This window comes from Flavivirga jejuensis, assembly GCF_030540765.1.
Lineage (GTDB): Bacteria > Bacteroidota > Bacteroidia > Flavobacteriales > Flavobacteriaceae > Flavivirga > Flavivirga jejuensis.
Window position 1 is genome coordinate 570,529 of record NZ_JAUOEL010000001.1, and the last position, 13,699, is coordinate 584,227.

Annotated in this window: 10 protein-coding genes and 1 pseudogene; 8 read left to right on the forward strand and 3 right to left on the reverse strand. The window is 31.1% G+C overall.

Annotated features, from left to right (window positions below; all coding sequences use genetic code 11):
- The first annotated feature begins 62 nt into the window (after nt 1–62).
- The 5 genes from Q4Q40_RS02505 to Q4Q40_RS02525 all read left to right on the forward strand — a co-directional run bounded on the left by Q4Q40_RS02505 (nt 63) and on the right by Q4Q40_RS02525 (nt 4,702).
- Nucleotides 63–626 carry a TetR/AcrR family transcriptional regulator gene (locus Q4Q40_RS02505; protein ID WP_303300100.1) on the forward strand — a complete coding sequence of 188 codons (564 nt, stop codon included), beginning with the start codon at nt 63–65 and terminating at the stop codon, nt 624–626.
- Nucleotides 627–742: 116 nt separating this feature from the next.
- Entirely contained in the window at nt 743–1,558 is an 816-nt protein-coding gene (locus Q4Q40_RS02510; RefSeq protein WP_303300101.1) for a DUF6503 family protein, read from the forward strand.
- A gap of 658 nt (nt 1,559–2,216) precedes the next feature.
- Nucleotides 2,217–3,299 (forward strand): sensor histidine kinase, encoded by a 1,083-nt coding sequence (locus Q4Q40_RS02515; RefSeq protein WP_303300102.1) that lies wholly within the window; start codon nt 2,217–2,219, stop codon nt 3,297–3,299.
- Nucleotides 3,296–4,012: a LytR/AlgR family response regulator transcription factor gene (locus tag Q4Q40_RS02520; RefSeq protein WP_303300103.1), complete on the forward strand. Its 717-nt coding sequence runs from the start codon at nt 3,296–3,298 to the stop codon at nt 4,010–4,012. Before Q4Q40_RS02515 ends, Q4Q40_RS02520 begins: the two co-directional genes overlap by 4 nt.
- A gap of 258 nt (nt 4,013–4,270) precedes the next feature.
- Nucleotides 4,271–4,702: an RrF2 family transcriptional regulator gene (locus Q4Q40_RS02525; protein ID WP_303300105.1), complete on the forward strand. Its 432-nt coding sequence runs from the start codon at nt 4,271–4,273 to the stop codon at nt 4,700–4,702.
- Between the two features lie 139 nt (nt 4,703–4,841).
- Here the strand turns inward: Q4Q40_RS02525 and Q4Q40_RS02530 are convergent, their stop codons facing one another.
- The 3 genes from Q4Q40_RS02530 to Q4Q40_RS02540 form a co-directional block, all read right to left on the reverse strand.
- Nucleotides 4,842–7,226, reverse strand: a complete 2,385-nt coding sequence (locus Q4Q40_RS02530; RefSeq protein WP_303300106.1) for a beta-1,3-glucanase family protein — start codon at nt 7,224–7,226, stop codon at nt 4,842–4,844.
- 544 nt (nt 7,227–7,770) lie between these two features.
- On the reverse strand, nt 7,771–10,671 hold the full coding sequence (locus Q4Q40_RS02535) for a chondroitinase-B domain-containing protein (RefSeq protein WP_303300107.1): 2,901 nt from the start codon (nt 10,669–10,671) through the stop codon (nt 7,771–7,773).
- 523 nt (nt 10,672–11,194) lie between these two features.
- Nucleotides 11,195–11,557: a hypothetical protein gene (locus tag Q4Q40_RS02540; RefSeq protein WP_303300108.1), complete on the reverse strand. Its 363-nt coding sequence runs from the start codon at nt 11,555–11,557 to the stop codon at nt 11,195–11,197.
- Nucleotides 11,558–12,365: 808 nt separating this feature from the next.
- On the opposite strand from Q4Q40_RS02540, the pseudogene Q4Q40_RS02550 reads away from it, so the two are divergent.
- From Q4Q40_RS02550 to Q4Q40_RS02560, 3 genes and pseudogenes are all read left to right on the forward strand, one after another.
- Nucleotides 12,366–12,622, forward strand: a pseudogene (locus Q4Q40_RS02550) (RrF2 family transcriptional regulator); the annotation flags it as partial.
- A 167-nt stretch (nt 12,623–12,789) separates the two neighbouring features.
- Nucleotides 12,790–13,047: a DUF2061 domain-containing protein gene (locus Q4Q40_RS02555; protein ID WP_303300109.1), complete on the forward strand. Its 258-nt coding sequence runs from the start codon at nt 12,790–12,792 to the stop codon at nt 13,045–13,047.
- A gap of 13 nt (nt 13,048–13,060) precedes the next feature.
- Nucleotides 13,061–13,681: a phosphoadenosine phosphosulfate reductase domain-containing protein gene (locus Q4Q40_RS02560; protein WP_303300110.1), complete on the forward strand. Its 621-nt coding sequence runs from the start codon at nt 13,061–13,063 to the stop codon at nt 13,679–13,681.
- Nucleotides 13,682–13,699 lie beyond the last annotated feature (18 nt).

Consider the following 13,699-nt stretch of genomic DNA (forward strand, 5'->3'; position numbering starts at 1 on the left):
AGTTAAAAAAATATTTGTTGTTTCTAACCTATTGTTTAGATTTGTATTGAATTGAGAAATTCATGGCTAGAAAAAAACAATATATAGAAGAAGAGGTTATTGATAAAGCAATGCAATTGTTTTGGAGAAATGGCTATGAAAACACATCAATGCAAATGCTTGAAAAAAAAATGAACATCAATAAATTTTCAATATATTCTAGTTTTGGGAGCAAACATGGTGTTTTTTTAAAAAGCTTACAATGTTACAAAAGAAAAGTAAGCGCCATGTTTGAAAAATTCAAAAATGCTACTAATGGTGTTGAAGATATTAAAGCGTTTTTCTACGATTCTGTTGATATTTGCTATCAAGACGGGAATCAAAAAGGCTGCTTATTAACCAGTACCTACCATGAATTTTCACAAAGTGAGGACAAATTAGTGAAAAATGAAATGGAGGCATTTATGGAAAACTTAAAAAGCCTATTTGTTAACAAATTAAGGATGGATGTCACCAAGGATGAAGAGACAATAGAGAAACAAGCAAATTTTTTATTACTAGCAAAGCATGGTTTGGCTACAGCTACAAGAGTTAACAGTCAAAGAGAAATTCAAGACTATATTGAAATGACATTTAATAATATCTAATATTTTTTATTCAATATCTAAACGTTTGTTTAGTTATTTTGATATGAATTATAACAACATTAAAAATTCAAACTATTGAAAGTACCTTTAAATTAATATATTATAAAAACAACAACATGAAGTTCAGTTTATCAGTAATCACAATCTTAAGTATCCTTTTTTTTTCTTGTAATAGCAAAAATAAAACAGAGTCTCAACAAGAGACGCATCAGACTTTTAAAAACAAGGGACATGAGTTAATTTATAAAATGGTGGAAAAAGTGGGTAACTACAATTCACTTAGGAAAAAAAAGGATGTAATTTATACGTATAAGTATCAAACTCCTGATGGTAAAAGTGATGTTTCAACAGAAAAATACATATTTAACGGAGAATTGTCTTACGGTTCTTACAAGCAACATCAACGTACTTTTCCTGATTTAGAAGGAGAAATAGAGCAAGGTTATGATGGCAGTGAGTATTGGCTTAAGCATAATCAAAAAGTCTTAAATGATACAACCCGATTAAAAAGAGTCGCTTTTAACAGGCCAACAAACTTTTATTGGTTTACAATGTTCCAAAAATTATTGGATACAGGACTGAACTACGAATATATTGGAGAAAAAACATTAAATGAAATAGCATATGATATCGTTAAAGTCACCTTTAATTCAAATGAGGGAAAACTAACAGACATTTATCAACTTTATTTAAACAAGAATACACTACTGGTTGATCAATTTCTTTTTACCGTAGCTGATTTTGGAATTATGGAAACACCGAACTTGATGACAGTCCAATATGAAGAAATAGATGGCATGTTGATTCCAACAAAACGACGTTATAAAAAATCGAATTGGAATGCAGAAGTAAGCGATAAGCCTTGGATAGAGGTAACTTGGTCTAATATTCGATTTAATAATGATTTGAATATGACCGATTTTAAAAAATAAATAAAAGCTGGCAGAACAAAGATGTGTAAAAGCAATAGCGGTTTGGGTTACAACCCAAGCCGCTATTGCTTTTATGTTTAATATAGCTATCTGGAAAGTAAGTGAATTTAATTCATTGCTGCTCTCATACTAACCGTTAGACTGTGCGAAAACCTATTTTGAAATAAAAAAATCTTGAACTAAGAAAAGTAGTATTAAATCTCAACCAAATTCATTTTGAAACATTTGCTCATAGCCCCAATTATATCTAAAACGACAGTTCGTAGGAGGATAGGTAGCCGTATTTAATAAATGTTTTAGGTTGTTGATATTCTTTATAAATATCATTAACAATATTAGTGAGAGCTAAATTTACAAATATAGCAAACACACCCATGAATGCCGCTAGTAACACTGATAGAGACAGATTATTATGAGAAATACTTAGTTTAAAAAAACAAAAAAAAAGAGTTGATTTAGTAATTTTTTCTATATTTGCTATACTTTTATATACCACAAGCACACTTTTAAAAAATCACATTTCTACTATTAGCTTTTTGTGTATTTGTTAAATACAATATTATAAAGTTATAATATTTATAAATTTAGTTATTTAACAAATATTTTTAGACCAACAACAGCTGTATGAAGCTAAACGTCATAAAAACTAAATAGTGTTATGTTTAAAAAAACCACAGGAGTTATTAATATAAATGACAATAGCAATTTTAATATTACCATAAGGCATCATGTCATATTTTGGGTAGTCTATTTTCTGTTTACAACATTTAGATGGGGAAGTTACTTTAATGACTATGAGTATGCTTTTAAAACCACTCTTTTAGGTTTTTCTATTCATATGACATTATGTTATTTTAACTTATATTACTTAATGCCTAAGTTTATTTATACCCGTAAATACTTTGTGTATGGTATTGTTCTAAGTGCTTCTTTGTTTTTTATGCTTATTATAAAATTTAATTTAACCTACTTTTTGGTTAGTAATAATGTATGGCCAGAAGGACCAGAAGTAACCTCAACACTTACTTTAAATTATGCTATTGAAATGATGATGGGGGAACTGTATGTTATAACATTTGTAACAGCAATAAAAGTAACATTTGATTGGATTAGAGAGCATAAAAGGCTTATAGATATGGAAAAGCTGCAGTTGGAAACAGAGTTGCGATTATTAAGAACTCAAATTTCCCCACATTTTTTCTTTAATACCTTAAATAATATTTATTCTTTAACTATTGAGAAATCTGATAAAGCTCCAAGGATAATTCTTAAATTATCAGAATTGATGAGGTACCTTTTGTACGAAACAAAACAAAAAAGGCAAAGCCTAACAAAAGAGATCATCTGCTTACAAAATTATCTGGATTTAGAGCGTATACGATATGGTGACCAATTAAAGATAAATATAGATATTTCTGGAGACATAGAAGATAAAGAAATTGCCCCGATGTTATTACTATCTTTTATAGAAAACTCTTTTAAACACGGGGCAAATAAAAACATTGGGGAGGTAAAAATTAATATTGATTTTAATGTTATTGGAGATTTTCTTCACTTTAGAGTTTCTAACCCAATCGCAGCATTGAGAGATAATAATGCCATAAAAGAGACCCATGGCGGCATTGGTATAGATAATGTAAAAAAGAGATTGGAATTAGGTTATAAAGAAGGTGAATATTATCTTGATATCAATAGCGATGATGAAGAATATATTGTGACTCTTAAAATAAAAGTAGTATGAGTTTGAAATGTGTTATAGTAGATGATGAGCCATTGGCAATTAATGTTATTAAAAGTTATATAGAGCAAACGAAAGGGTTGAAGCTGTTTCGTTCTTTTAGTAATGCAGTAGAAAGTATTGATTATATAAGAAACAATACTGTGGACTTACTTTTTTTAGATATTAATATGCCTTTATTAGATGGTTTAAATCTTTTAAAGAGTTTAGATAAAAAACCTATTACTATTATAACTACTGCTCATGAAGAATTTGCAGTGGAGAGTTATGAATTAGAAGTTTTGGATTATTTAGTTAAGCCCATTCCTTTTCATAGGTTTATTATGGCAATAAACAAAGCATTTAAAGCACATAGCCAGACCAAGGATATTATTATGCCTAATGAGAGAGCTTTTATCTTTGTTAAAGTCGATAAAAAGAAAATGGCAAAAGTTTATTTGGATGAGATCTTATCTATAGAAAGTTTAAAAGATTATATAAAAATAAATACGCATACAAATAGGTATATTGTACATCAAACCTTAGGGAGTTTTACGGATGAATTACCATCTGATAGATTTATAAGGATACATCGTTCTTATACAATTCCAATTGAAAAAGTGGAAACTGTTGAAGGTAATAGCGTTGAGATAGCTGGTATAAGATATACCATAGGTAGGAGTTATTTAAATGAAGTAAAAAGCATTATCCTAAAGAATAATGCTTCAAATGAATAATTAATAGAATTAAGTTGAAATAATAAAAAAATTCTTGAAACTGACTATCCCTGTCTTTGTCAGCAAACAGGTTCGAACCAAGGGTCTGAGAATTTTTAGATTAAAAGTTATTGACCAATTACAATTCAAAAAATACTAATAAAAATAAGGCCTATTTTTTATCAAAAGTTTAGATTAGTAAGAGGTCTCTTAGTTAATGTTGAATCCATAGGTTTTGCCTAACATTTGGTACATGCTTTAAATTAAGTATATTAGCACATGCTATCTAAAAAAACGAAGTACGGATTAAAAGCGCTTACTTACATCGCTAAAAGCGAAGGAGATGCCCCTGTTCAAATAAGTGAGATATCAAAAAACGAAAATATTCCACAAAAATTTTTAGAGAGCATTATGTTAACTCTTAGGAAGTCGGGTTTCTTAGGCTCAAAAAAGGGAAAACATGGTGGTTACTATCTTATAAAAGAACCGTCCCAAATTAAAATGTCAGATGTTATGCGTATTTTAGAGGGGCCTATTGCCATGGTGCCTTGCGTGAGTCTAAACTTTTATGAGAAATGTGATGACTGTCCAGATGAGCATGAGTGTAGTGTTCATAAACTTATGATTCAAGTGCGCGATAATACTTTAAAAGTATTAAGAAATAATACCTTAGAAGATCTATCTTCCTCTCCAACAGTGAAAACTTCATAAAATAAAACAGTATTTTCTTTTTTTCAGCTGGGCTAACTCCATTTTTTTTGGCTTAATATTAATAGTTAAAACATATAAAAATTAAAAAAGTGCACATGAATAAAATTCACATACACTTTTCGTTTTTTAAAAAAGACTACTAGTTTTTAATAAATTTTTGGGTTTTTACGGTTTGTGTATTGGTGTTTATTATTTGTAAGAGGTAAAGCCCTTTAGCTAAGTTGTCAAGGTTATCTAAAGAAGCATTAGAATTTATCGTTTTTTCTCTAATGGTCTTACCAACTAAGTCAACTAGTTTTAAAATAATAGTATCATTCGTATCTGTGGTTATATTAATCGTATTAGAAAAAGGATTCGGATATGTTTTAAATTCTAATACAGCTGGGCTGTTAGAAACGATTTTTTTTGTATCTGTTTTAGCAGTACTTGTACCTGCACAAATAATTTCAAAGTCGGCAATCGCTACCCATGTACCTGTATAGCTATTAGCTCCTGTAATAGTAAGTTTTACATAACGTACTTCTTGTGTAGAAAAAGTTTTATTAATAGGGCTAGAGCTCGTGTTGTTGCTAGCATCCACTAAAGTAGAAAAACCAGAACTAGCAGAAGTTGTAGAGCCTTCTACAGTAAATTGATAATCTCTGTCATTATAGGTTGCTAAGTTAATTTCATTCACATTATAATTGTCGCCTAAATCAATTACGGCGTATTGAGGAAACCCAGAAGCAGACCATCTATTGGTGTCATTCCCATCAATAATATTTAAAACTGTGTTGGTAGTATTTTCTTGTGTACTAAAATCGACGATTGTCGCATTTAAAGATAAGTTTGTTCCAGCAGTACAAGGTGGTGGTGTAGTATTAGTGCTTGAAGTAATATCTAACCAGTTAATATTCCAACCTGATCCTGTAGCTAGTAATTTTAATGTTTGGTTTCCTTCTGTAAGATTCACATCAACAGAAACTGTTTCCCAAGCAAACCAACCGCCAGTAGCTGGACTAGACATACTACCTATTAGAGACATTCCTTGATATATATCGAATTCGACACCTTGACTTATAGAAGCAATTCTAAAGTCAATAGAATATGTTCCAGAACTAGGAACATTAATATTGTAGATTAAGTAATCGCCACTATCTATCCATCCAATAGAAGTGCCATTATCTGTATCATGTGAAGCTTCACTTTGAGTTCCAGATTGAGAAATGAAACTTTCAGCTTCAATTAAAGAAGGTATAGAAGTGTAATTAGTTTCGTTGTTAACATTTGAAAAACCACCAATAGTAATTCTTACGTTACTAGGAACGGTAGATTGAATGGTTGAAGAAAAATCAAATACATCATCATAAGCAAAAGCATAAGTTTCACCTTCAAAACTAATATCTGTAGAGTGCCAAAATTTCACATATTCATTAAATGGATCATTCGTGAAAAATTCATCTTCATTTGACCATTCGATTATTTCACCATTATCTGCATTAATATCAATAACACCGCGATTAAAAGCAGCACTGAAATGTTTTTGTATATTTTTATCAGCATGAATATCAGGAGTAGAAGAAACATCTTCTGCTAATACACCTTTTGCTTCGAGTATTTCTGGAGTAGTTGGTTTATCACTAATCATACCTACAACGCCATTGGCGTTTGTAAAAATAAATTCGTTATCACTATTTACGCTTCCGATCCAAAAACCAGCTTCACCGATACTTAAATTTAAGTCTTCATTTCTGTACTTAGCCCATACTGCATCTACATACGTTCCAAAATAATCACTATATGCACCACCTTCTTGAAATTCACTGGTTTTAGAAGGTGCTTCAATAATGCCTAAATCTGTATTTAAACAAGCTAAAAACGCATCAGGAACTCTAGCTGTCCATTCATCTAAAATTTCTTGATGTGTTTTTAATTCTCCAACTTTTTTATAGAAACCATCTTCTCCCCAAACTTCTAAGCCCATAGGATATTGATAGGCATCTACTCGAGTCGTATTAGTCCAAAGTCCGTTGTCTCCGTAGGTAAGTTCAATCATTTCGTATCTTATGTTCTGGTTAGGATCCGAGTCATTAGATATTGCAGGAGCAGAATAACCTCCATTTCCGCCAAAAAAATAAAGATATAATTGTTCTTCAAAAGCTATAAAAATACGTACCGCATAAATTTGTGGTATTTGTATGGTTTTGTTAGGAATATCAGATAGTTTTGTAAAGCAATCGGCATACTTAGCATTGTTTCCAGGACCATTGTTTCCATTATAAGATGGTCCGTCAATAGTATTATCTGTAACCAACATTGGATTTATGGTACTGGTAGATAAATCCATCCATACATCCTCTCCATCATTAATTTTACCAACTAAGCCTACATAGATTTCACTATCTTCATAGGTTGAAGAATTTACAATTTCATAAGGTAATGGAAATGTTTGTGCATTTAATTTAGTTATACTTATAAGAATAAAAGAGGATATAAGTATAAACTGTATTGTTTTGTGTAGGTGTTTTGTGTTAATTTTTTTCATAATCTTGTAAGTAGGGTTTGAGGCAGCAATATTTAGTTTATTGCTAAGGTTTTTAATTTATTTTTATAATGTTCAAATTTTTTTAAATCGGCTCGTTAATCTGACTAACCAGATTGGTTTACCAATTAAAAAAGAGCCCAAAGGTAAATAAAAATCTTGAATAAAAAAGACCATTTTTAAAGTTAATAAGTTAGTTTTTCCATTATTGTTTTTTTTAAAATTGGTAGTATGTAAAAAACAAAAAGTGCATGTGGATTTTTTAATCACATGCACTTTCTGTTTAAACCTGAGTTCGACGTAAGGATCGTAGATAAAAGTCAATAAATATGCTAGATTCAACTTATAATTATCATAGACTAGCTAGCTTATGATAATTTAAGGAAGAAGATGGTATATTTATTGATTTTTAGCTTGAAACTAATAGATTTGAATATGTTTCAGATATCTAAAACTCACTTTGTTAATATAAACATTTGATAAACAGTTTTTTGTGAAAACAGCCTCATTTTCCTTACGTCGAACTCAGGTTTTAAAGAAAAAGTAATTACTTTTTAATAAGTTTTTGGACTTTTATGGTTTGTGTATTAGTGTTTATTATTTGTAAGAAGTAAAGCCCTTTAGCTAAGTTGTCAAGGTTATCTAAAGAAGCATTAGAATTTATCGTTTTTTCTTTAATGGTCTTACCAACTAAGTCAACTAGTTTTAAAATAATAGTATCATTCGTATCTGTGGTTATATTAATTGTATTAGAAAAAGGATTCGGATATGCTTTAAATTCTAATACAGCAGGACTGTTAGAAACGATTTTTTTTGTATCAGTTTTAGCAGTACTTGTACCTGCACAAATAATTTCAAAATCAGCAATAGATACCCATGTTCCTGTATAGCTATTAGCGCCTGTAATGGTAAGTTTTACATAACGTGCTTCTTGCGAAGAGAAAGTCTCATTAATAGGACCATCGTCTGTATTATTACTAGCATCCACTAAAGTAGAAAAACCAGAGTTCGCAGAAGTTGTAGAGCCTTCTACAGTAAATTGATAATCTCTATCATTATAAGTTGCTAAGTTAACTTCATTTACACTATAGCTATCTCCTAAATCAATTACGGCGTATTGAGGAAACCCAGAAGCAGACCATCTATTGGTGTCATTCCCATCAATAATATTTAAAACCGTGTTGGTAGTATTTTCTTGTGTACTAAAATCGACGATTGTCGCATTTAAAGATAAGTTTGTTCCAGAACTACAAGATGTAGAACTACCTTCTCCTTCATATACTTCTACTTCTGCTAATGAAAGAGGTGTACTGGTTAAATTATTTACAATTTTAATGGTATTTCCAAAAACTCCACCAGCATTAACAGTTACAGAAGAGTTTGGTGCTTCAGTAATAGTTTGGCTAAAAACTTGATTGTTGCTACTATCGTAAACATAAACAGTGAAATTAGATAATCTGTTTATACAACAAGAATCTGTTCTATTGTAGATCGTGATATCTCCAATATTTGTTTGCGAATTAAGAACCACTTGCCACCAAGAGCCTGTTATAGAAGAAGTGTGAGTTACGGATCCGCTAGAGTAGCTTCCGTTAGTGTTTCCGTCAATAGCACGGGAAGCTACACCATTATAAGCTGTAGTAGATTGTGAAGCCGTTCCATTTATAGCTAAATTATCGGAAGGAGTAACAGTTGTACCGCTTTGAGTAACAGAAACAGTACGAGTAATATTTCCACCCGAAATGGTAATAGAAGCAGATCTAGTTGAAGTGGCTGTGTTAGCACTAGCTGTAACGGAAACAGTACCGTTATTAGAACCGCTAGTTGTGTTTACAGAAATCCAAGAACTACTTTCAGAAACAGTCCAACTTACATTAGAGCTTACTGTAATTGTTTGAGAGCCACCATTAGCAGAAAATTGACTTAGTGAGTTTGTTGTTAGATAGTTTGGTGTAGATCCGTTACAGTCTGTTAAGTTATTTCCTTCTGCGCCTATAAAACAAGCTCCAATACCATTACCTACCATGCTATCAGTAGTAGGTTCATAACCATTCAAATTGGCTCCTTTACCTGATGCACCTGATATATTATAAATTTCTCCATTATTAGAAGCGTTTAAAGAGGCTACCGAAAAACCATTTACTGCCTCAGAACTAGTAGTTCCTAAACTAGCTACATTATAAACATTTCCGCTGTAAGATAGTGCTGTGCCCATGCTTGAATAAGAACTCGTGGTATCACCAGAAATAATGTCTGTTAAATTTGAAGCGCCTTGATCAAAATAAATTAAGTTATTAGAACATGTTCCAGTGACATTAGTTGAACCTTTATCAGTATTATAAAACAAAGGGGCATTTGTGTTAACAATGGTGTTATTTGAAACAACAATATCTTGTGATATTTGATAGCCATTTGAAACACTTGTAGAAGTACAGTTATCTACAGAACTATCGCCACCTCCTATAAAAGTGATACCATTATTCCACTTGGCTTGGTCAACAACTGTAATGCAATCTTGAATATAATTGTTAGTAATTGTATGGTCGCTATCAACAATTCTAATGCCTCCTGTACCATCTACATCTTCACCTAAAAAAATATTTCCATCTACCGTTGCACCAGAACCATGACGTAATACTAAAGAACCTCTACATCTTCTAAATGTATTATTAACATATATATTATTATCACTCTTATTAGTAATAATTTCGTTTTCGCCATCAGCTTCTACAAAGTAATTATTACTTACCGTAGTTGCACAATTTACATTTTGAAATTCACTAGTACCTACTCGAATAGTTTCACTATCTCCAGCATTAGTTAATGAGGTATCAATCTTATCATATTTATAAAAGTAATTATTACTAATTGTATGTCCTACTTCAGTACATCTATTGGCTTCGGCGTTATATTCAAGTTCAACTAAAATCGTAGCTCCAGCGTTAGATTTATTCATGAAGGAACAGTTTATTACATTGTTATAATTTCCATACAACACAACCCACCTGTGTTTAACACTAGTTCCAGACTCCAAATCATCGGGACTAACAGTTAAACCGTTAATGGCACAGTTTTTAATGGTACAATTCTGAGCATATGTTGTCCCATTTCTAAATTGAATAAAGTTACTAGCTCCATATCCACCATTCCAATAAAATCCATCAACAACAAGGTAGCTCCCTGCTATATCCATTTGTAAACCACCAGTAAATATAACGCCACCAGGAGTTTCTGGTTTAAACGTAATTGGGTTATTAGAAGTGCCTGTTCCTAAAAATTGAATTCTTTCATCTGATGAATATGTGCCGTTAGCCAAAATAACTTCATCTCCAGCTGAAAGTGATAAATTTGTAAGATCTTCTGGGTCATTAATATTATGAGTAGTTTGACCTATCATAGGGGTAAACGCGAGTAATATTAAAATTACTAAGTAATTGTGTTTTTTCATAATCTTATAGTATAGTTTAGAGTCAGCAATGTTTAGTTTATTGCTAAGGTTTTATCTATATTATAATGATCAATTTTTTGAAATCGGTTTACCAGATTGATTAATTAAATTGGATAACCAAATTGGTTTACCAATTACACAAAACGAAAATAAACAAAAAAAATGAATAAAAATGATAATTAGTTAGTATTTTGTGTATATGAATATGTATTTGTTATTTAGTAGTGTGTTTTGTTAATATTTTGATATTTGTTAAATAGGCTTGTTTTTGAGAAATTTATACTTTGAATGGGTTATTGTAAAAAACATCATTAAAAACGAAACCTCAAAAATAACATTTTAAAGAAGCCTACAAAAACAAACCTTTAACCTCCTAGTGGCAGAAATTCAATAAACTCATAGACAAAACCACACTATATGGTTATAATGTGGCTTCGCTTTTTCTTACCTACTCGATACGACACTTGGTTACAGCCAAATTGCTAGTACACGAGTAATAGTAGAGGGTAATAGTTGTTTGTACTTATCTATATAATGAGAGATCGGCATAAATATCGTTGTCTCCAGTACCTATCGCATATAAGCCAACGTACCCTTGACTGCCCCATGTTATACTTATGGCATAATATCCATCTACAAGAGCGGTTATATAATATGCTAAAGGATCATCAACATACCAAAAAAAAGGCATAGAACCGTTGCTGTCAGGGCCTACATAATTACCATCAGAGTCCTTCACAACATAGACACGAGTGCCACCTGTACCACTTGAAGTATCTTCAATTTCATAGCTATAGCTTTGAGCAAATAATGTTCCAGCACCCATAAGTAAAACAAAAAGGAGTACTAAAGATGTTTTTGTTTTTATAAAAGATTGTGTTTTCATAATGTTGAATATTTTAATTAAAATTTATTTAATGATATTTTTTAAATGATATTATAGCTTTTACCCTTCCCAAAATGGAAAGATACAATCCTTAACTAAGGAGGTATTAAAGTTGGTAATTCCTGAGCCTTAGCAATTTTAAAAGCGAACACAAGAAATACAAGTGTTAAAAATCGTATATTCATAAGGGGCTATTAAAGATTGTCTTGTGTTTATAAAACTATGAAATATTTTTATAAAAATGCTAAGGTTTTACCTTAGCATTAATAAGGTAAAACCTTAGTTTTTAATGAAGTAATTTTCATTGTAAATCATACATAAACCCTTAATTTTATTAAAAATTCGGCTATTTCTTTTAATTTTTAAGCAGGAAAAAACTTATGAATTTGTCATTTTGTAAAACGCTATAAGTCGCTAAAAAGGGAAATGATTTTTTGGTAATTAAGTTTTATCTCAATTTGGAGCAAACATTAAATTAAGTATATCGGCATGATGCTATCCAAAAAGACAAAATAAGGGCTAAGCTCTGACTTACATTGTTAAGAAAGAGGGGCATTCGCCAGTGCAAATAAGAGAAATTTCCAAAAGTGAAAATATTCTACAAAAATTTTTGGAAAGCATGATGTTTACATTTGGAAACAGTTTAAATTTTATCCTTTAGTTTCTTTTGTCGTCCTAAGCCCTTATTCTGCAGGAAAATTTCTTTAAATAGCAATGCTATTCGCATTTATTTTGAGTTGACTGAGATCGTAATCCACCTAAACTAATTCCAAAAATAAAAACTTAAACAGTTTCTTAGAAAATCAGGTTTTTAGGTTCAAAAAAGGGCAAGCATGGTGGGTATTATTTGCGACAAGAACCTTCAGATATTTTAATGACCGATGTGATGCGTGAACTAAAAGATCCTATTGCTATGGTGCCATGCGTGATTTAAATTACTACGAAAAGTGTAATGACTGTCCAGACGAGTATAAATGCAGCGTGCATAAACTCATGATTCGGGTACGCGATAGTATATTTAAAGCATTTAGAAATGTCTCTTTAGCAGATTTATCTGGTTCTTGAATGTGATGATTTACTAAAATTTCTCGATTTTTTTATTTTTTCTGAAACGATGCTCACAAAAACATGTCATTAATCTAAAAAACTGTTAATTATGTTTGTCATATTGAAAAAAGTATTACTTTTGTAATTCCTATTAAATCGATAGGATTAATATAACACAACAACAAATGATAGCCCAAATGTTATTAAAAAATAAAGAAAAGTCTACATATAAAGAAGATAGTGTTGGTGAAAAACCTATTCGAAGCGTTGCTAAAGCGCTTAGTTGGAGGGTTGTAGGTACTTTGGATACCTTGGCTGTTTCTTTTGTTTTGGCAAAAGATATTAAACTCGCTGCCTCTATAGCTTCTGTAGATTTTATAACAAAATTGGTGTTATATTTTTTCCATGAACGCGTTTGGAATGTTATTAAGTGGGGAAAATAAATAGTATAGAACGATGTTTACAGAAAATCAAATACAAGAATTGAATGAGGCATTTAAAGATGCATCACCAGCAGAAATCATTAAAAAAGCATTTGAGCTTAATAATGAAACGGTAGTGACTACTAATTTTAGGCCTTACGAAGCGGCTATTTTACACGCTGTTAATTCGGTAGAAAATAAGACCCCAGTAGTTTGGTGTGATACAGGTTATAATACACCACAAACTTACAAACATGCAGAACAGGTTATCAAAGATTTAGATTTAAATGTGTTTTTGTATGTGCCAAAACAAACATCGTCTCATAGAGACGTGGTTATGGGAATTCCAAGTGTGGATGCTCCTGACCATGCTTTATTTACAGAACAAGTAAAGTTAGAGCCTTTTAAAAGAGCCATGGAGGAACATAAGCCAAAAGTATGGTTTACAAATTTACGACAGGGACAAACAGCATTTAGAGATAGTATTGGTGTTTTTAGTGTGAGTAAAGATGGTGTGTTAAAAGTGAGTCCATTTTATTATTGGTCTGATGAAAAATTAGATGCCTATTTAGAAGAAAATAATTTACCAAACGAATTTAAATATTTCGATCCAACAAAAGCATTAGAAAATAGAGAATGCGGTTTGCATGGATAATTAGTAAACGATCATTAA

Bases quoted from the DNA above. Each gene is read 5' to 3' on its own strand.
- Q4Q40_RS02535 (WP_303300107.1), bottom strand. From the start codon at position 10,671: ATGAAAAAACACAATTACTTAGTAATTTTAATATTACTCGCGTTTACC.
- Q4Q40_RS02560 (WP_303300110.1), top strand. From the start codon at position 13,061: ATGTTTACAGAAAATCAAATACAAGAATTGAATGAGGCATTTAAAGAT.
- Q4Q40_RS02530 (WP_303300106.1), bottom strand. From the start codon at position 7,226: ATGAAAAAAATTAACACAAAACACCTACACAAAACAATACAGTTTATA.
- Q4Q40_RS02505 (WP_303300100.1), top strand. From the start codon at position 63: ATGGCTAGAAAAAAACAATATATAGAAGAAGAGGTTATTGATAAAGCA.
- Q4Q40_RS02520 (WP_303300103.1), top strand. From the start codon at position 3,296: ATGAGTTTGAAATGTGTTATAGTAGATGATGAGCCATTGGCAATTAAT.
- Q4Q40_RS02525 (WP_303300105.1), top strand. From the start codon at position 4,271: ATGCTATCTAAAAAAACGAAGTACGGATTAAAAGCGCTTACTTACATC.
- Q4Q40_RS02510 (WP_303300101.1), top strand. From the start codon at position 743: ATGAAGTTCAGTTTATCAGTAATCACAATCTTAAGTATCCTTTTTTTT.
- Q4Q40_RS02540 (WP_303300108.1), bottom strand. From the start codon at position 11,557: ATGAAAACACAATCTTTTATAAAAACAAAAACATCTTTAGTACTCCTT.
- Q4Q40_RS02555 (WP_303300109.1), top strand. From the start codon at position 12,790: ATGATAGCCCAAATGTTATTAAAAAATAAAGAAAAGTCTACATATAAA.
- Q4Q40_RS02515 (WP_303300102.1), top strand. From the start codon at position 2,217: ATGTTTAAAAAAACCACAGGAGTTATTAATATAAATGACAATAGCAAT.